Source organism: Salicola sp. Rm-C-2C1-2, from assembly GCF_040196175.1.
GTDB lineage: Bacteria > Pseudomonadota > Gammaproteobacteria > Pseudomonadales > Oleiphilaceae > Halospina.
In genome coordinates, this window is sequence record NZ_JBEFNF010000001.1 from 770,663 (window position 1) to 789,467 (window position 18,805).

The 18,805-nt window shown below is 58.4% G+C and carries 19 protein-coding genes and 1 pseudogene; 18 read left to right on the forward strand and 2 right to left on the reverse strand.

Annotated features, from left to right (window positions below; translation table 11 throughout):
- The first annotated feature begins 13 nt into the window (after positions 1-13).
- The 3 genes and pseudogenes from AAF659_RS03575 to AAF659_RS03585 all read left to right on the forward strand — a co-directional run.
- A complete protein-coding gene (locus tag AAF659_RS03575; protein WP_349750320.1) occupies positions 14-637 on the forward strand; it encodes a DUF2231 domain-containing protein in 624 nt (207 codons plus the stop codon).
- A 410-nt stretch (positions 638-1,047) separates the two neighbouring features.
- Positions 1,048-1,224, forward strand: coding sequence for a hypothetical protein (locus tag AAF659_RS03580; protein WP_349750321.1), 177 nt, complete (start codon positions 1,048-1,050; stop codon positions 1,222-1,224).
- A gap of 66 nt (positions 1,225-1,290) precedes the next feature.
- Positions 1,291-1,599 (forward strand): annotated as a pseudogene (locus AAF659_RS03585) (haloacid dehalogenase); the annotation flags it as partial.
- 8 nt (positions 1,600-1,607) lie between these two features.
- Here AAF659_RS03585 and AAF659_RS03590 read toward each other — a convergent pair.
- On the reverse strand, positions 1,608-3,140 hold the full coding sequence (locus AAF659_RS03590; RefSeq protein ID WP_349750322.1) for a BCCT family transporter: 1,533 nt from the start codon (positions 3,138-3,140) through the stop codon (positions 1,608-1,610).
- Between the two features lie 133 nt (positions 3,141-3,273).
- On the opposite strand from AAF659_RS03590, the gene AAF659_RS03595 reads away from it, so the two are divergent.
- The 6 genes from AAF659_RS03595 (at position 3,274) to secF (ending at position 9,830) form a co-directional block, all read left to right on the forward strand.
- Entirely contained in the window at positions 3,274-4,290 is a 1,017-nt protein-coding gene (locus AAF659_RS03595; RefSeq protein WP_349750323.1) for an HDOD domain-containing protein, read from the forward strand.
- 162 nt (positions 4,291-4,452) lie between these two features.
- Positions 4,453-5,508: a tRNA preQ1(34) S-adenosylmethionine ribosyltransferase-isomerase QueA gene (gene queA / locus AAF659_RS03600; RefSeq protein ID WP_349750324.1), complete on the forward strand. Its 1,056-nt coding sequence runs from the start codon at positions 4,453-4,455 to the stop codon at positions 5,506-5,508.
- Between the two features lie 14 nt (positions 5,509-5,522).
- A complete protein-coding gene (tgt, locus tag AAF659_RS03605) occupies positions 5,523-6,626 on the forward strand; it encodes a tRNA guanosine(34) transglycosylase Tgt (protein WP_349750746.1) in 1,104 nt (367 codons plus the stop codon).
- Positions 6,626-6,982: a preprotein translocase subunit YajC gene (yajC, locus tag AAF659_RS03610; RefSeq protein ID WP_502949194.1), complete on the forward strand. Its 357-nt coding sequence runs from the start codon at positions 6,626-6,628 to the stop codon at positions 6,980-6,982. Before tgt ends, yajC begins: the two co-directional genes overlap by 1 nt.
- Positions 6,983-7,009: 27 nt before the next feature.
- Positions 7,010-8,863 (forward strand): protein translocase subunit SecD, encoded by a 1,854-nt coding sequence (gene secD / locus AAF659_RS03615; protein ID WP_349750325.1) that lies wholly within the window; start codon positions 7,010-7,012, stop codon positions 8,861-8,863.
- A 10-nt stretch (positions 8,864-8,873) separates the two neighbouring features.
- Complete coding sequence (gene secF / locus AAF659_RS03620) at positions 8,874-9,830, forward strand: protein translocase subunit SecF (RefSeq protein ID WP_349750326.1); 957 nt, start codon at positions 8,874-8,876, stop codon at positions 9,828-9,830.
- 12 nt (positions 9,831-9,842) lie between these two features.
- Here secF and AAF659_RS03625 read toward each other — a convergent pair whose 3' ends face one another.
- Positions 9,843-10,646, reverse strand: a complete 804-nt coding sequence (locus AAF659_RS03625) for an inositol monophosphatase family protein (RefSeq protein WP_349750327.1) — start codon at positions 10,644-10,646, stop codon at positions 9,843-9,845.
- 186 nt (positions 10,647-10,832) lie between these two features.
- Between AAF659_RS03625 and trmJ the strand changes: the two genes are divergently transcribed.
- The 9 genes from trmJ (at position 10,833) to ispG (ending at position 18,800) form a co-directional block, all read left to right on the forward strand.
- Positions 10,833-11,627 (forward strand): tRNA (cytosine(32)/uridine(32)-2'-O)-methyltransferase TrmJ, encoded by a 795-nt coding sequence (gene trmJ, locus AAF659_RS03630; protein ID WP_349750328.1) that lies wholly within the window; start codon positions 10,833-10,835, stop codon positions 11,625-11,627.
- Positions 11,620-12,426 (forward strand): serine O-acetyltransferase, encoded by an 807-nt coding sequence (gene cysE / locus AAF659_RS03635; RefSeq protein ID WP_349750329.1) that lies wholly within the window; start codon positions 11,620-11,622, stop codon positions 12,424-12,426. Before trmJ ends, cysE begins: the two co-directional genes overlap by 8 nt.
- Before the next feature lie 60 nt (positions 12,427-12,486).
- Complete coding sequence (locus tag AAF659_RS03640; RefSeq protein ID WP_349750330.1) at positions 12,487-12,972, forward strand: Rrf2 family transcriptional regulator; 486 nt, start codon at positions 12,487-12,489, stop codon at positions 12,970-12,972.
- Between the two features lie 41 nt (positions 12,973-13,013).
- Positions 13,014-14,189 carry an aminotransferase class V-fold PLP-dependent enzyme gene (locus AAF659_RS03645; protein WP_349750331.1) on the forward strand — a complete coding sequence of 392 codons (1,176 nt, stop codon included), beginning with the start codon at positions 13,014-13,016 and terminating at the stop codon, positions 14,187-14,189.
- 68 nt (positions 14,190-14,257) lie between these two features.
- On the forward strand, positions 14,258-14,689 hold the full coding sequence (gene ndk / locus AAF659_RS03650) for a nucleoside-diphosphate kinase (RefSeq protein WP_349750332.1): 432 nt from the start codon (positions 14,258-14,260) through the stop codon (positions 14,687-14,689).
- 30 nt (positions 14,690-14,719) lie between these two features.
- Positions 14,720-15,847: a dual-specificity RNA methyltransferase RlmN gene (gene rlmN, locus AAF659_RS03655; protein WP_349750333.1), complete on the forward strand. Its 1,128-nt coding sequence runs from the start codon at positions 14,720-14,722 to the stop codon at positions 15,845-15,847.
- Positions 15,848-15,878: 31 nt separating this feature from the next.
- A complete protein-coding gene (pilW, locus tag AAF659_RS03660; protein WP_349750334.1) occupies positions 15,879-16,679 on the forward strand; it encodes a type IV pilus biogenesis/stability protein PilW in 801 nt (266 codons plus the stop codon).
- On the forward strand, positions 16,672-17,640 hold the full coding sequence (locus AAF659_RS03665; RefSeq protein ID WP_349750335.1) for a RodZ domain-containing protein: 969 nt from the start codon (positions 16,672-16,674) through the stop codon (positions 17,638-17,640). The genes pilW and AAF659_RS03665 overlap by 8 nt, the downstream gene beginning before the upstream one ends.
- Positions 17,641-17,681: 41 nt before the next feature.
- Positions 17,682-18,800, forward strand: a complete 1,119-nt coding sequence (ispG, locus tag AAF659_RS03670) for a flavodoxin-dependent (E)-4-hydroxy-3-methylbut-2-enyl-diphosphate synthase (RefSeq protein ID WP_349750336.1) — start codon at positions 17,682-17,684, stop codon at positions 18,798-18,800.
- Positions 18,801-18,805: the final 5 nt, after the last annotated feature.

The following is an 18,805-nucleotide window of genomic DNA, read 5'->3' on the forward strand; positions in this document are numbered from 1 at the left end:
CGGGAGACCTATAATGATCGAGATTGTACCCAACTGGCACCCCATCTGGGTCCATTTCCCAATCGCGCTGTTCAGTATGGCAACCGCCTTTTTCCTACTGGGCCTTGTTCTTCCGGACAGGGTGGGGGAACGGGTAACGGCTGCGGCACGCTGGAATCTGGCGGTGGGAGCGGTATTGCTGATCCCCACGCTGGTGACAGGCTATCTGGCTTACAACTCAGTCGCCCATGACGGCGCCGGCCACCAGGCCATGGAGCGCCATATGACGGCGGCTTGGGTGGTTGCGGCCCTGTTTGTGGTTGCCGTTGTGCTTGCCTGGCTGGATCGTTTCCGGGCCCGTGGGGCAGGGCTGGTGCTGACTGTCGTGCTTTTGATCGGCACCGGGGCTGTTGCTGTTACCGGCTACCTCGGGGCGGAAAACGTTTATCGTCATGGTCTGGGGGTTGAACGATTGCCGGATGGTGTTGGCGATACCGGATCAACCCAGTCGGAAGATCGCTCCCCGGAATCCCGGAAAGAAACGGATGATCCAGAAAGCGGCGATGCTGAATCGCCGAACGCAGAGCGGGATTCAGAGCAGGGTGGTACTGAGGAGACAGCACCTGAAGGCCACGAAGGGCATGACCATGCGCACTGATCCTGCATCTTGATGCTAAGCCTCGTCGCGCTGTCTCGGGTGTTTGCCGAAGCGGCGAGGATGCGGATTGTCTCGCAGTTTGATCATGACTCTCCCGGAACACGCTCCTCTTAATCCGTAACGCCATTGCGCGCGGACTGACCGTGCGCGAGGCAGGCATCGTTTACCATCAGGCCTCACACAGCGCCAGGGCTGGCGCCTGGATAGCAGCCATTAACGATAACCTGACGCTCCAATCCAGCTGCAGTTCAGCGTATTGTGCTTAAATAGGGTAGAGGGCAAGTGAATGAGACCAATGTGATCATGGTTTCAGCGCGCGAGAGCGAGAACGGCCTCGCTCTCGCGCCAAGATTGATTTTACCTTTAGAAGGAACACTTAAATGATGTCTGGCGGTATGCACGCAGGTGGAATGATCTGGATGCTCGTGGTGGGCATTATCCTCGTTATTCCGTTCTGGAAACTGGCCACCCGCGTCGGTTACCCGGGGCCGTTGGCCCTGCTCATCCTGATCCCTTTGGTGAACCTGGCGTTTATCTATTTTCTGGCCTTTTCCAAGTGGCCGGAGTCAGAGGAAACCCGTTGGTAAATTGACCATCAGGATTCACGCTGGGAGATAGTGATGACTTCACACGAGTGTGCTCATTGTGGGGTGGTGGCCATGGATTCCGGGACCGACGTTGCTATTGAAAGTGCCGGGGTAACCCTGCTTCGCGGGGATCTGATGGGCATTGTCGAGGCCAGGCGGCTCTCACGCGCAACCATGCGCAACATCCGCCAGAATCTGTTCTTTGCCTTTGTTTACAACTCGGCGGGGGTGCCGATCGCGGCCGGAGTTCTCTATCCGTTCGCCGGGATACTGCTGTCGCCAATCTTTGCGGCAGCAGCAATGTCCCTGTCGTCGGTCAGCGTGATCGCCAATGCGCTCAGGCTGAGGATCGTTCGGCTCTCCGGGGACGGGTAAATGTGCCGTCAGGTGCGGTCTTGCTGGGGAGGTTCCCTGGGAATCCGCACGTGGGTCCGTTGGTCCACATAAGGCTTTCTGAGGGCGATCAGAAGTGCCGGGATGAACGTCAGCAGCAGTAGCCCGAACGGCAAACCGCTGGCAATAGTGGCCGACTGCAGGGCGTTAAGGCCGCCTGCCCGCAGAAGCACTGCGGTAACCAGACCGATGGCCGTCATCCAGAACAGGCGCTGTTGCCAGCTTGGGTCGTGGCCATTGGAAGTCAGTGTTGCCACCACCAGTGACCCGGAATCCGCTGAGGTTACAAAGAAAACCAGTACCACCAGGATTGCAATCCCAATGGTGGCAGCACTCAGTGGCAGGAACTCCAGAAAGTTGTACAGACTGGCGTTGGGCGAGCTGGTGACCGTGTTAACGAAATCAACATTCTGGAACAGCTCCAGGTGCAGCGCGTTGGCACCGAACACCGTCATCCAGACAAAGTTGAAGAAAGTTGGCACCAGCAGGACGCCCAGAAGATATTCACGGATGGTGCGCCCCCGCGATACCCGAGCGATGAACATGCCCACAAAGGGCGACCAGGAGATCCACCAGCTCCAGTAAAAGACCGTCCAGGAGGATTGCCAGTCTGTGCCCTGGTAAGTTTCGTTCCAGGTTGAGAGCGTCAGCAGATCATTGAAGTAGCCGCCGATGTGTTGGCCCAGAGCCTTGAGCACAAATACGGTTTCCCCGGCAATAAGCACGAACAGCATCAGGCCACCAGCCAGTAGAAGGTTGAGCTTACTCAGCCGTCGTACGCCGCTGCTCAGTCCCGTCATTACGGAGACAAGGGCTACGGCACAGACAATACCGATAAGCAGCATCTGGAGCCAGAGCCCGGATTCGTAGCCGGTGAGCTTGGCGATACCGGCCGCCGCCTGACTGGTCCCCAGACCCAGCGATGTGCAGACACCGAAAACCGTCCCGATAACTGCCGCAAAGTTGGCAATACCACCAATGCGCTGGGCCCGTTTCCGGCTGAAGAGTTCCTTAAGCGGCGCATCGAAGCTGAGGGCATGATTGGCGTTGAAGTGGAAGTAGGCCAGGGTTAACCCAACCAGCGCATAGATCGCCCAGGGGTGAAGGCCCCAGTGGAGGAAAGTGGTTTCCATGGCGAGCTGGGCGGTGTCCGCATTGTTGCCAACAAAGGGGCCGAAAGTGTCGTAGTGCTGGAGCGGTTCGGAAACGCTGTAGAACAGAAGGCCGATGCCCATACCCGCTGCGAACAGCATGCCGAACCAGTCCAGGCGGCTGAACTCCGGTCTGGCATCCTTGCCGCCCAGGCGTATATGCGCCAGCGGGCTGAATATCAGGTAGACGGCGAACAGGAGGGCGGCATTCATGATGAGGATCAAAAGCCAGCCGGTGTTGTGGGAGAACCACGCCTCTAAACCGGTGAATACCGTGCGAGCCAGTTCCTGCTGCAGGGTTGCGAATGCCAGCAGGACAACAATGGCGGCAGCGGAGATAATGAAAAGGCTCATCCGGCGAAGCGTGTGCAATGGGGCGGCCTCCAGTCGCAGTTGGTTGAGGCGCACAGCATAGCATCGAGAGCAACCGGGCGCGTGGGGCAGCGTGCGCTCCCCGACCATGCTAGACTTTTTGAAAGAACGGAACAGCAGGGATTGAATGGTCATGGCAAGACTGGTCCAGGCATTGCTGTCATTGTTCTCAGGCTATAAAGGCCAACGGAGATCGCTGGCGAGCAAGACAGCAGATGTTGCGGGAAATGGCTCCACTGGGCAGTCGCTATCAGAAAGCCAGGATCTGGCACCCGAAGTGGAGCGATTGCACGCTTGGCTGATGGGGCGTCAGGGAATTGACCATGGCGAGCACTCTATACCAGAACGGGCAATGCTCACTGAGTTACGGCACCGGATCAGGGATCGCCGTCTCTCCCAGATTCCGCTTCAGCCGAGGGTCTTACCGTTATTGATCCGGGCGCTTGGTGACGAGCGCCAGAGCCACCGTGACATTGCCTCCATTATTGTCGATGAGCCCGCATTGACGGACGAACTGCTCCGTGTGGTTAATCGTTCCCGTGGTCAATCTATTGATGCGCATTCAATCGAATCGGTTGAACAGGCGGTTCTGATGGTCGGGTTTGAAGGGGTCAGGCGGGCCGTTTCGGAAGCCGTGATGCGGCCTGTGATGCAGAGTGCATCGCGTCCGGGGGCAGGGTTCGCGCGTAACGTATGGCACTGGGGCCTGTTGTGCGCGAACGCGTGCGACCTCCTGGGGCAGCAGCAGCGCGATGTGGGCTCCGACCTGTTCATGATCGGGCTGATGCCCTCGCTGGCTTACCTGTCGATCTACCGGGAACTCGAATCCATTGCCCAGGATCAGTCGGGGAACCAACCTGTTCCGCCACCGGTTTTAAGCGAGGCGCTGTATCGTGAGACCGGGCGTATGCTGGAGAGGCTGGTTGGGGCTTGGCAGTTGCCCTCCCGGTATGGAGACCACCTCCGCGAACTGCATGAGACGCCTCTCGGATGCGCCCGATCGACCCTTTCAAGAGGAATGATTCTGGGTACCGGCGAGGCGCTGCGTGGAGCAGGGCGCCGGACCTTGCTGCAGAAAGAGCTGGTGACGGTAACCGATCTTGAGCACCGTCAGTTGGAGCATGTTCAGGCTGGTCTCAAGCGCGCCTAGTCTTGTCAGATCAGCACGAACGACGTTTGGCGATGCCCAAGCCCGCCATGATTCTCGATGAAACCGCCTCAAATGGGCTGGCGCTCGATAGGAGCGCTTCCCCGTTACTAATGGCTCCGGTACCATTCGCGCTCAGATTTCGCTTGCTGGGTTCCCCGTTGAATGAAACGCTCCGATTTTCACTTTGATCTTCCTGATGAACTCATCGCCCGCTACCCGCTTGCCGAGCGTGAAGCGAGCCGTCTGCTGCGCCTGGATGGTGCCGGGGGTGCTGTCTCTCACCATGAGTTCCGAGAGCTTGCGGATCTGCTGGAGCCCGGTGACCTTCTGGTCTTCAACGACACCAGGGTGATCCCCGCAAGGGTTTACGGCCAGAAAGCCTCGGGGGGAAAGGTGGAAATGCTTGTGGAGCGAATCCTGGATTCCCATTGCGCTCTGGTGCACCTGAAAGTTTCGCGAGCGCCAACGGCAGGAGGTGAACTCACTCTGGAAGGTGGCTATCAGGTGGCAGTTGAGGAGCACACACCGGAAGGACTCTTCCGGGTGCGCTTTATGCATGCGGGGGTGATGACCGTTCTGGAGGCAGTCGGACACATGCCGTTGCCACCCTACATTGACCGGCCTGACGAGATGACAGATGAGGAACGCTATCAAACGGTCTTCGGCGAGAAGCCCGGGGCCGTGGCGGCGCCTACTGCGGGGTTGCATTTCACGGATGCCATAATGGATGAGCTGGCGAGTAGGGGCATCGAGCGCACCTTTGTAACTCTGCACGTTGGGGCGGGAACCTTCCAGCCAGTGCGCAGCGAAGACATACGAGAACACCACATGCATCAGGAGTGGCTGGCCGTGGACCAGGAAACGGTGGATGCGGTGAAGCGTACCCGCAAGCGGGGTGGCCGAGTGGTGGCTGTGGGCACGACGGCGGTCCGGGCGCTCGAATCCGCCTCGCAGGGACAAGAGCTCGCGCCCTTCGCGGGCGAGACTCGGATCTTCATCTATCCGGGTTACCGGTTCCGCAGCGTTGACGCCATGGTCACCAATTTCCATCTGCCGGAATCCACCCTCATCATGCTGGTCAGCGCCTTTGCTGGTCGCCAGCATGTGTTGGATGCTTACCGGGCGGCGATCCATGAACATTATCGGTTCTTCAGTTATGGCGATGCCATGCTGGTATTTCCCCATCCCGAAGCGATTGCGCCGGAGGTGTCGGCATGAGCGCTAACTCATTCATGGACTTCGAACACATGGCGAGCGACGGGCCCGCGCGGCGGAGTCGGCTGAGCTTTCCTCGTGGTACTGTAGAGACACCTGCCTTTATGCCCGTGGGCACTTACGGCACCGTCAAAGGTATGCTGCCGCGGGATCTGGAAGCGACCGGCGCCGAGATCATACTGGGTAACACATTCCATCTGATGCTACGCCCGGGCACCGAGGTGATTGAGGCGCATGATGGCCTGCATGGGTTTGCTGGCTGGGAACGGCCGATGCTTACGGATTCCGGTGGTTTTCAGGTTTTCAGCCTCTCGGATATGACCTGGACAACGGAAACAGGCGTGACCTTCAAATCACCAATTGACGGTGCCAGGGTGGAGCTGACCCCTGAGAAGTCTATGCAGGTGCAGAGGTCACTGGGTTCGGACATTGTCATGATCTTCGATGAATGCACACCGTACCCCGCCACAGAAGAAGAGGCACGACGGTCCATGAACCTGTCTCTGCGCTGGGCCGAACGCAGCCGGCAAGCGCACGGTGACAGTCGGTCCGCACTCTTCGGCATTGTTCAGGGGGGCATGTACGAGTCATTGCGGCGTGAGTCCCTGGAGGGGCTGAAAGCCATCGGGTTTGAGGGTTACGCTATTGGTGGGCTGTCCGTTGGCGAACCCCGTGAGGAGATGCACCGGATGCTGGAGGTGCTGGAACCGGTTATGCCGGAGGATGCACCGCGTTACCTGATGGGCGTGGGGCGCCCTGAGGACATTGTGGAGGCGGTCAGTCGTGGTGTGGATATGTTCGACTGCGTGATGCCGACCCGCAATGCGCGTAACGGGCATCTGTTCACCCACGAGGGCGTCGTACGCATCCGCAACGCCCGCCACCGTCATGATACCGGGGCTCTGGATGCGATGTGTGACTGTTACACCTGCCACCACTTTTCGCGCGCCTACCTGCACCATCTTGACCGCTGTGGCGAAATGCTGGGGGCACAGCTTGCCTCCATCCATAACCTCCATTATTACCAGACTCTCATGGCTGGATTGCGTGAGGCTATCCAAGCAGGTACATTGGCGACCTTCATTGACAGGTTCTATCAGTTACGCGGAGTAGTCCGATGATGTTCAGCGTTCGCTCGCTTTTGTTTGTGCTGCTGGCTCTTATGCCGGCGGTTGCCTTTGCCGCGCCCCAGGGCGGGCCGGGGGTTATTTCACAGGTCGTGCTCTTTGGCGGCTTTATTCTTATCTTCTACTTCCTGATCTGGCGTCCCCAGTCCAAGCGTGCCAAGGAACACAAAGCGTTGGTTGAAGGGCTCGATAAAGGTGACGAAGTGGTAACAGGCGGTGGCCTCACAGGTCGTATCTCACGTCTGACCGATGACTACATGGTGGTGGAGATCGCTGATGGCGTTGAGGTGAAGGTTCAACGCCAGTCTGTTACCCAGGCCCTGCCCAAGGGAACGCTCAAGGACATCTGATCTTCCGGTTCCGCACAAGGATCCCCGATGCTTAACAAGTATCCTCTCTGGAAGAACCTCCTGGTTTCGGCGGTGGTTCTTCTCGGTATCATATACGCGCTTCCGAATCTTTTCCCGGACGACTACGCCGTCCAGATCAGTGGCTCCAGTGCTTCGGTCAGTGTCGACGAGCCATTGCTGGATGAGGCTGAAAACGCATTGGACGAGGCCGGTGTTCCGTACCGGGACCCGATGCTGGATGACGGTACCGCCATGCTGCGCTTTGATTCCAGTGATGCGCAGCTGCGTGCCCGGTCGGTGCTTCAGGAAGCCCTTAGCTCGGAGTATGTTTCCGCGCTGAGTCTGGCGGCGACCACGCCGGATTGGCTGCGTTCTATTGCGGCAACGCCCATGACCCTGGGGCTTGATCTGCGTGGAGGTGTTCACTTCCTGATGGAAGTGGATATGGAGGCGGCCGTGGATCGACGGCTCGATGTCTATGCCAGTGAGATCAAACGCCAACTCCGTGAAGAGCGCGTGCGGTACCGGGGCGGTGACGCTGCAGATGGTCAGCTGCAATTTGTTTTCCCTAGTGAGGCCGCCCGCGATGAGGCAGGGTCTCTGGTGAATTCAGAGTATGACCAGTTCCGCAGCAGTACGCGCGCAGACGGTGATGATTATATTCTGGAGCTAACGCTGAATCAGCAGTCAGCGTCCGAGATCAGGGAATATGCTCTCAATCAGAACCTGACTACTCTGCGTAACCGGGTCAACGAACTTGGTGTAGCCGAGCCGTTGATCCAGCAACAGGGCAGTGATCGGATCGTAGTCCAGCTTCCTGGTGTGCAGGATACTGCCGAGGCCAAGCGGGTACTGGGCTCCACCGCGAACCTGGAGTTTCGGCTCGAGGCGCGATCGGATGCATCCTCGGCGAAGACGCAGACTTTCTCTTTCCGTAACAATCCGAACCGCACAGCGGAACTTGAGCGTAACGTTATCATCACTGGCGACAACGTGGCGGATGCCAATCAATCCTTTGATGAGAACGGTCAACCTCAGGTCAACATTACACTGGACGGGCCGGGCGGCAGCATCATGCAGGACGTGACCCGGGATGCCGTAGGGCGCCAGCTGGGCGTTCTCTTCATTGAGCACAGCAGCGAAGAGGTTGAACGCCAGGTAAACGGTGAAACCGTGACTGAGCGTGAGCGCGAAACCGAGCGCAGCATCATCAGCCTGGCAACTATCCGCAGCACTCTGGGCAGTAACTTCCGGGTAACCGGCCTGGAAAACGTAGCGGAAGCCTCTGAGTTGGCCCTGCTGCTGCGGGCGGGTGCGCTGGCGGCACCGATCTATTTCGTGGAAGAGCGCACCATTGGCCCAAGTCTGGGGCAGCAGAACATCGAATCAGGCATCAACTCCGTGATCCTCGGCTTTATCCTGGTCGCGCTCATGATGCTTGTGATCTACAAGGCCTTTGGTCTGCTTGCGAATATGGCGCTGGCGGTTAACCTGACGCTGCTTGTTTCGGCGATGTCCATCCTAGGGGCAACACTGACGCTGCCGGGTATCGCTGGTATCGTGCTGACGGTCGGCATGGCGGTAGACGCCAACGTGCTGATCTTTGAACGCATCAAAGAGGAGCTGCGCGAAGGCCTGCCTGTTCAGTCCGCCATCAATGCTGGCTTCAGTCGGGCTTTCGTGTCTATTTTTGATGCCAACGTCACCACCTTCCTGGTTGCCGGCATCCTGTTTGCCGTGGGGACCGGGCCGGTGAAAGGTTTTGCCGTCACCCTTCTGATCGGCATCCTGACATCCATGTTCACGGCCCTCATGGTCAGCCGCGCCATCGTCAATGCCAGCATTGGCGGGCGCAGTGACCTCAAGGCACTGTCAATCTGAGGGTGATCGAATGAGTGAAGAGAGTAAAAAACATATTGATTTCATGGGCGTGCGGCGGATTGCCGCCGCAGTCTCGATCATTCTCGTTCTGGGCGCCGTGATCAGTCTCGGTGTGAAGGGGCTGGCCCTGGGGTTGGATTTTACCGGTGGCAGCCTGGTGGAACTGGAGTATGCGGAGGCGCCCGAGCTGCCTGATGTACGCAGCAAGCTGGAGTCAGCAGGCTACGACAACGCCATGGTCCAGAATTTTGGTTCGGACAAGGCGGTGCTCATCCGGTTGCCGGCGGCGTTTGATGATTCCGTTGGCACGGAAGTGGTGTCGGCACTGAGCCGGAACGCGGAGCTGACTTTGGAGCGTTCTGAATACGTCGGTGGTCAGGTTGGTGAGGAACTGCGCGAGCAGGGCGGGATTGCACTGTTGCTGGCTTTCTTCGTGGTCCTCATCTATGTAGCCATGCGCTTCCAGCTGAAGTTCGGTCTCGCCTCAGTGGTACCGCTTGTGCACGATGTGTTGATCGTGCTCGGTATCTTCTCGGTCTTTCAGCTCACCTTTGATCTGACCGTTCTGGCAGCGCTTCTGGCGGTGATCGGTTACTCGCTCAACGACACCATCATTGTTTCGGACCGGATCCGAGAGAACTTCCGTCGCATTCTCAAAGGCGAGCCGGAAGAAATCATCAATATCTCTCTCAATCAGGTTCTTCTGCGGACGATCGTCACATCCGGCACAACCTTGGTGGTATTGATTTCACTGTTGGTGTTTGGCGGCGAAATGATCCGGAATTTCGCGCTGGCGTTGTTCATCGGCGTTCTGGTGGGCACCTATTCGTCAATCTACGTGGCGGCGAACATGCTGGTAACTCTGAATGTGAACCGTGATGACCTTTACGTACCGCAAAAGGAAGGTGCGGAGGGCAGTCAGCCGGAAGAAGAGGATCCGCCCGACTGGCTCAAGCGCATGGATTAAGGATAGGCGCCTTTAGGCGCCTTTCATGCGCTGTCGGTACGGCTGGGCCTGGTGGAGGATCTCCCGAAAAAGCAGGTTGTTGGCAATTACCAGCTCACCGGCTTTGCGCCCGAGCGGATTGCCCTTGAGGTCACCCCCTACAGCTCCAGCTTCCTGGCTGATGAGGCCCGCCATAACCTGCTCGTGGCGCTGGTCAGTGGCCAATACGGCTGCGTCCAGATAACCGCCGGCGACCCTCGCTATATCCAGAACACTGCAGCCGTTGTACTGCAGGTCTGCTCCCTCTTGTACCAGCGTCCCCGCTACATCCAACCAGAGTCCGCTGTCTTCGCCACTGCTGCGTCGGTTGAAAAGGTTGCAGCTGAGCAGTGTCTGACCGAGATGCTGGGTCGAGCGAGCGCGGATACGCTGACTGTTCAGCACGGCGCCGTAACCACGGCTGAACGCGTATTCCTCGCCTGTGAATGGGCACAGTACGACGAGATTTTCTGGCCGGTCATTGATTTTCTGGAGCAGGGCTGTGGCGTATTCCGGTAGGCCGCGGGCGAAGTTGCGTTCGCCCAGGATGGGAAAAACGTGCCAGCTTTGGGGCCAGTCCCCCGCCTCCGGGTCGCCGAGGGGCGCAATCCAGTGGTCTTTGTAGGAACGGCGCAGCAGGTCTTCGGTGCGTTCATGGAGCCGGTGCTCAATCGCCTGAACCGTGCGCACTACCGCCTCTGGCGTCTTGCTTTCGGCATCCAGGCGTGCCTGCTGGTCCTTGAGAAAATCGCTGTTTTGCCTTGCCGCGCGCAAGGCCATTTTGATTGCTGGTTGCATCAGGTTACCAATGGGGTTCGATTCGGGGATGGGCGGCGGACTATACCAGAAAATGGCTGTTAAAACGATTGCCGGGCAGGCTACGGCGTCAGGGAAACCCGCGAGCCATCTGCCGCCAGCTGGCCGCTCATGCTAGGATGCGCCTTTTATTGGCAACAGGTGGTGGCATGGTGGGTGAAAAGCGGAATGTCTGACTATCCTTCCCTTGAGGGCCTTCGGGTTGTTCTTGTTGAACCGTCGCATCCGGGCAATATTGGTGCCGTGGCCCGGGCTATGAAGAATATGGGCGTCGCCGAGCTGGTACTGGTCTCCCCGGCGCCTTTCCCAGTTGAAAAGGCGAGTGCTCGCGCCTCTGGAGCGGATGATGTGCTTGAAAATGCTCGGGTGGTCGCGGATCTCAATGAAGCAGTGGCTGATTGTGTTGAGGTGATCGCCACCAGTGCCCGCTCACGCAGCCTGACATGGCCGATTCTTAATCCCCGGGACTGCGGCGCCAGGGTGCTGGAGCAGCGTCGCCAGGGCCCCGTGGCGCTGGTGTTCGGTCGCGAGGATAACGGGCTTTCGAATGAGGAGCTGCAGCGCTGCCATTATCATGTACAGGTACCTTCAGATCCTGCGTTCAGTTCTCTCAACCTTGCGATGGCGGTGCAGGTAATGCTTTACGAAGTCCGGATGCAGAGCCTGTTTGAAGCGCCGGATGTGAACGTTGCGGCGTGGCAGAGTACGCATACGCCGGCGGATGCCGGTTGGGATGAGCTACCCGCCACTGCTGGGGATATGGAGCGGCTTATGACCCATCTGGAGCGAACGCTGACAACCACCGGTTTTCATGATCCGGAGCGTCCGCGACAATTGATGGTAAGAATGCGTCGGCTGTTCCAGAGGGCTCATCCGGACCGCATGGAAATGAATATACTCAGGGGAATCCTGACCAGCGTTGACAAGCTGGCCCGTTCCCAGGACAGGGGCAATCATGTTTGATCGTCTGCGCGAGGACATCCAGAGCGTCTTCCATCGTGATCCTGCGGCGCGCAATGCCTTCGAGGTTCTGACCAATTATCCCGGCCTGCATGCACTTCTGTTTCATCGCATGAATCATCGTCTGTGGCAATGGGGCTTCAAATGGTTGGCGCGCACCATCTCCACTTTTGCGCGTTGGCTGACGGGCGTGGAGATCCATCCGGGGGCAACCATCGGGCGCAGATTTTTCATCGATCATGGCATGGGCGTGGTGATTGGTGAGACCACCGTGATCGGTAATGACGTGACGCTCTACCAGGGCGTAACGCTGGGAGGCACCAGCTGGAACCATGGCAAGCGCCACCCAACTCTGGACGATGGCGTGGTCGTGGGTGCTGGCGCGAAAATCCTTGGCCCCTTCACCATTGGTCAGCATGCCAAGGTGGGATCGAACGCAGTGGTGACCAAGGAGGTGCCGGAAGGTGCGACTGTTGTGGGGATTCCCGGGCGCATTGTGACCAAAAAGGAAGAGCCTGAGGAAGGGCGCCGCAAGGCAATGGAACAGAAGATTGGCTTCGATGCTTACGGGCTGAGTGAGGATATGCCGGATCCAATTGCGCGTTCCATCCGCAGCATGCTGGATCACATCCATGTGGTCGATGAACGCATTGAATCCATGTGCCGGGCGTTGAAACAGATGGATAGCTATAGAGGCTCTACTGAAATGCCGCCATTGCCGATGGACTTCGACTGCGGAGACGTACCGGAGGAGGGGCGGGATCAAAGGTCAGATCAGGAGGATACCGGTTCAAATACTTGACTGTTTTACTTGGTTAATCGATAATCAGAATCAATCTGCCAGTAAAATCGGACGCCAGCCATGAAGCTGACCACCAAGGGACGCTACGCCGTTACAGCGATGCTGGACCTGGCTATCCACTGCGAGAGCGGTCCGGTATCGCTTGCGGCCATCTCCCAGCGCCAGGGCATATCACTCTCTTATCTGGAGCAACTGTTCTCCAGGTTGCGCCAGAGCGGGTTGGTGACCAGTGTACGTGGGCCAGGCGGTGGTTACCGGCTGACGGCGGGAGATGACGCCATTGTCGTGGCGGAGGTCGTGGATGCTGTTAACGAGTCCTTGGATACGACCCGTTGTAACCGGGCCGGCGATTGTCAGAATGGCGAGATGTGCCTGACCCATTATCTGTGGGCGGATCTCGGGGATGAGATCCATCGGTTTCTAAGCAGCATCAGTCTGGCCGAACTCCGGGATAAGCCGGAAATCCAGGCGGTGGCCCAGCGTCAGGATGAACGCCAGCGCGAAACCGCAGTCATCGCGGACGATACCCGCCCGGCCAGCGTTTGAGAAATTCCCGCGTGGGCGATTCCCAAGAGCGAAGCAATCCCATGACACAGACCATCTATCTTGATTATGCCGCCACTACGCCAGTTGACCCGCGCGTGGCGGAGACGCTTCAGCAGTATCTGACACCAGACGGTATTTTCGGCAACCCGGCCTCGCGCTCTCATGCAGTGGGCTGGCAGGCCGAGGCGGCCGTCGAACAGGCGCGTGCGCGTGTGGCCGGTCTCGTGGGCGCGGACAGTCGCGAGATCGTGTGGACCTCCGGTGCCACTGAGTCTGACAACCTCGCGATCAAGGGGGCAGCCATGGCCAATCAGGCCCATGGGCGCCATGTTATAACCTCGCTCATTGAGCACAAGGCAGTAGTGGACTGCTTTCTATGGCTGCAAGAGCGTGGATTCGAGGTAACCTGGCTGGAACCTGATGAGGCCGGCTGTATTTCGAGAGCACAGGTCGAGGCAGCGCTCAGGGAAGACACCATTCTTGTATCGCTGATGGCGGTTAACAATGAGCTGGGCAGCATTAATCCTCTCCAGGCAATTGGTGCGCTTTTGCGAGAAAGGGGCGTTCTGTTCCATGTGGATGCCGCCCAGGCGGCGGGCAAGATGGCTCTGGATGTGAGCGCGATGCCGGTAGACCTGATGGCGCTGTCAGCGCACAAAGCCTATGGCCCCAAGGGAGTTGGTGCACTGTACGTGCGACGCTCACCTGACGTCACCATTGAGGCTCAGATCCATGGCGGTGGCCATGAGCGGGGCTTGCGTTCCGGCACTCTGGCAACCCATCAGGTCGCAGCCATGGGGCATGCCTTTAATCTGGCACTGGAAGAGGGAGATGCGGAGGCCGGTAGGTTCGAGTCACTGCGTTCGCGGTTTCTCGACGCTTTTGGGGGGCTCTCGGGAGTTCATGTTCATGGCCCGGAGCGGGCGCGTATTCCCGGAATCATCAATATCGGCTTCGAGGGGGTTGATGGTGAGTCGTTGCTTCTGGCGCTGCGCGGAGTTGCGGTATCTTCCGGCTCTGCCTGTGCCTCTGCGACCACCGAACCCTCCTATGTGTTGCGTGGCATCGGCCTTTCTCCTGAGATGGCGCAGGGGTCGCTGCGTTTTTCCCTGGGGCGGTTCAGTACTGAGGAAGAGATCGACACAGCTGCTGAGCGCCTCACCGAAGCAGTGGCCCGGCTGCGTGAGCGGGGAGCAGCCCGTCGGGCGACGGTGTGACTTTGCGCCTGAGGTGCGTATAATCCCGCTTGGATGCTACCGATTATCGATAACAGGAGTTTGAAAACATGGCTATTGAGCGCACGCTTTCGATCATCAAGCCGGACGCCTTGTCCCGTAACGTGATCGGCGAGATTGAAAGTCGCTTTGAAAACGCTGGCCTTCAGATCGTGGCGGCCCGTATGATCCATATGACCCAGGAGCAGGCGGAAGGCTTCTATGCCGAGCACCGGGAACGTTCATTCTTCCCTGATCTGGTGGGTTTCATGACTTCCGGCCCGGTAATGGTGCAGGTTCTGGAAGGCGAAAACGCGATTGCGCTGAACCGTGACCTGATGGGAGCAACCAATCCCAAAGAAGCGGAAGCTGGCACGATCCGTGCCGATTACGCCGAGACCATCGACGCGAATGCGGTACACGGCTCTGATTCGCCGGAGACCGCCGAGCGCGAGATTGCCTATTTCTTCAACGACAGCGAGATCTGCCCGCGCACCCTGTAAAACGGGTACGGGCACAGAAGGTACCCGATCATGAGCAACAGCGGCGACCAGAGCCAGACCGAAAAGGTCAATCTTCTTGGTTTGCCAAGGCATAAAATGGAGCAGTTCTTCGTCGATATCGGCGAGAAAAAGTTCCGTGCAGGGCAGGTAATGAAGTGGATCCATCATTACGGGGTGGATGACTTTGAAGCTATGACCAACGTCAGTAAGACACTACGGGCGCGGCTTGCGGAGATCGCTGAGATTCGGGGGCCAGAGGTGCTGCTGGATGAGACGTCGAGCGATGGCACCCGTAAGTGGGTCATGCGGATGGCCGAGGGCAACAGCATCGAGGCGGTGCTGATCCCCGACGGCGAGCGCGGTACACTCTGTGTCTCCTCACAGGTCGGGTGCAGCCTTGACTGCAGTTTTTGCTCCACTGGCAAGCGTGGTTTTAACCGCAACCTCTCAGCGGCTGAGATCATCGGACAGGTGTGGGCAGCACTGCGTACCTTCATGCCCTTTGATCGCGCCAACGAGCGGCCCGTCACCAACGTGGTGATGATGGGGATGGGGGAACCGTTGCTCAACTTCGATAATGTCGTTGATGCCATGGACCTGATGATGGACGACTGGGCCTATGGCATTTCCAAGCGCCGGGTAACCGTGAGCACCTCCGGGGTGATCCCGGCGCTGGAGAAATTGGGTGAAGTGTCTGATGTGTCACTTGCCATTTCACTTCATGCCCCTAATGATGAGCTTCGGAACGAGCTGGTTCCGCTGAATCGCAAGTATCCGATTGAGCGTCTGTTATCAGCTACGAAACAGTATCTTTCGGGACTTGGGGACAGGCGCCGGGCAACAATCGAATACACCCTCATTGAGGGCGTTAACGATCAGCCAGAGCATGCAAGGCAGCTGGCGGAACTGTTGGTCGATGTGCCATGTAAGATCAACCTCATTCCGTTTAATCCGTTTCCGGAGAGTGACTATCGGCGTCCGAGCGGCAATGCCGTCAAGCGCTTTCAGGACATCATGAATCAGGCGGGCTATATTACAACGGTGCGCACGACCCGCGGTGATGATATTGATGCGGCCTGTGGTCAGCTGGTTGGTCAGTTTGAGGATCGTACGCGGCGCAGCGAGCGCTATATTCCGGTTCACCAGGAGGTGAGCTGAACTGCAACACCTGCGGAGGATGACAGACTCCATGCGAGTGCGGCTCATGGCAGACGCGATGCGAACCACTGCGGTTCTTCTTCTGTGCGTTCTCGTAGCAGGATGTGTCTCGCAGCGTGAGGGGACCTTTGCCTCAGGGAATCCTGACAAGGCAGAAGATGCGTACGTCCGGCTGGGGCTCGCTTACATCCAGGATGACCGCTTCGAGCGGGCTCGCCGCCATTTGGACCGTGCGCTCGAGATCAATGACGAGAGTGCTCCTGCTATTGCTGCCAGGGGCTTGATCAGCCAGGAGGAAGGCGAATTCGATCTGGCCGAGAAACGCTTTAAGAAGGCACTTGAACTGGATCCGGAGTACACCCGGGGGCGCTCCCATTACGGCGTTTTCCTGTTCAATCGTGGCCGATATGAAGAGGCTCTAGAGCAGTTCCGGCACGCGTCTGAAAATACTGATTACGACAACCGGGCCGGGGTTTTCATCAACCTTGCTCGCAGCGCGGGTCGACTTGACCGACCCGATGAGGCCGCTGAGGCTTACCAGCGAGCTATGCAGTTGCAGCGGGGCAATGTCACCGCACACATCGGCGCGGTATCCTCTTTGGTCGAGGCCGAACGTTATGCGCAAGCCCGTTCTTTGTACCGCCAGCTGACCATGCGTATTGACCGGTCGGCCGAGGTTTCGCATACGCCGGAATCGTTGCTTGCCGGGATTCGCCTGGCGCGTGAAGCGGGGCGTGACGACAGGGCGTCCAAGCTTGCGCGCCAGCTGGGGGAACGTTTCCCGGATTCACAGGAATATCAGCAATACAGGAACATGGTCACTGATGAGTGAAGAGGGCATCACGGATAATAATAACGAGACAATGCCCCGATCTGTGGGCGAACAACTGCGAAGCGCCCGCGAGCAGCACGGAATGGATCGGCAGGATGTGGCGGATCAGTTGCACTTGAGGCCTTCCATCATCCAGGCGATTGAGGAAAGCGATTACGGGGTGGTGCCGGCGGATCTTTTCCTGAAGGGGTATGTCCGTTCCTACGCGCGGCTGACTGAGCAGGACGGGGACGATCTGATTGCACGGCTGGACAGGGAGCTGGAGCCCTACCGTCAGAGTCAGGAAGAGAAAGAGCCAAGTACTACTGAGATCATACACCAGACAAAACTTCGACGGCGCCGTATAGGTGTTGCGCTCATCACGACTGTGACTGTCCTGGTGCTGGGATGGCTGGTCTATCAGTACGGAGCCTTGGTTGTTAATTCAGCAGGCGATGTAGTTGATACCGTCGGGGAGATGGAGCTGGATGTGCCTGACTCAGAGCCCAAGCCTGACGTTGAACCTGAACCTGAACCTGAACCTGAACTTGAACCTGATTCTGACACCGGCACCGGCACCGGCACTGACGCCGGGTCGCAAGCGCAGGTTACAACTGCTGAAACCGAGTCGGACTTGTCCACGCCGGTCGCAACTGTTGAAGAGTCTAAAACTGCAGAAGATGAGTCGGGACAGCCGATGACATCGTCAGCGCCGGGCGCTGGTCGTCAGGCTTCACTGACCATTGCCTTTAATGGAGCCTGCTGGGTTGAGGTGGTCGATGGCAGTGGCGAACGCGTGGTCGTCACTCTTGCCGAGGCCGGGGATAGAGTGGACTATGAAGGACCAGCGCCGTTTGAGGTGCTGCTGGGCAACGTGGACGCGGTTGCGGGAGTCCGTTTCATGGGTGAAGCGGTCGACCTGGGCCAGTATCCGGTGAACGCCGGGCGCGCACAGTTTGTACTTGAAACAGTCAATGGCTGAGCCCCGTCGGGGCAGCCGCAGACAGTGACAGGATCGCAACAATGCTTAAGAACGAAGAGTCTCCCATCAAACGCAGGCCCTCACGTCAGATCCATGTGGGTTCGGTCCCCGTGGGGGGCGACGCCCCCATTGCTGTTCAGAGCATGACGAACACTGACACGCTTGATGTCGAGGGGACAGTAGCGCAGATCCGGCAGCTGGAGGAAACCGGTGCCGACATCGTGCGTGTTTCCGTGCCGGACATGGACTCCGCGGAAGCTTTTGCAAAGATCCGTTCGGCGGTGAACGTCCCCCTTGTGGCAGACATTCATTTCGACTACAAGATTGCGCTGCGCGTGGCCGAGCTGGGCGTTGACTGCTTGCGCATCAATCCTGGCAATATCGGCAAGGAAGAACGGATCAGGGCCGTAATCAACGCAGCCAAGGATTACGGCATCCCGATCCGTATCGGCGTCAATGCCGGCTCCCTTGAGAAGGATCTGCAGCGTAAGTACGGCGAGCCCACGTCGGAGGCGATGGTGGAATCCGCCATGCGCCACATTGAGATCCTCGAACGTTATGATTTCAAGGACTTCAAGGTCAGCCTCAAGGCTTCTGATGTGATTATGGCCGTCCAGGCCTACCGGCTGATTGCAGAGAAAATCGAACAGCCGTTGCACTTGGGTATCACTGAAGCCGGGGGCTTCCGTTCCGGCTCGGTCAAATCCTCCGTTGGCCTGGGCATGCTGCTGGCGGAAGGGATTGGTGATACCATCCGCATTTCGCTGGCGGCGGACCCGGTGGAGGAGATCAAGGTCGGTTTTGACATCCTCAAGAGTCTTCGCCTGCGCACGCGCGGGATCAACTTCATCGCCTGCCCGAGTTGCTCGCGCCAGAACTTTGATGTGATCGGGACCATGAACGAGCTTGAGTCCCGGCTGGAGGATGTGAACACCTCCATGGATGTGGCCGTAATCGGGTGCGTTGTCAACGGTCCCGGCGAGGCGAAGGAAGCCGACATCGGTATCACCGGCGGCACGCCCCAGCACCTGATGTATCAGGACGGGGACAAAGATCGCAAGATCGACAAGGCTTCCCTGGTGGATGATCTGGAGCGTGAAATCCGCGAACGGGCGGAACGCAAAAAGGCGGAAGAAGACGCCATCATCGCCAAGGGGTGATCGCG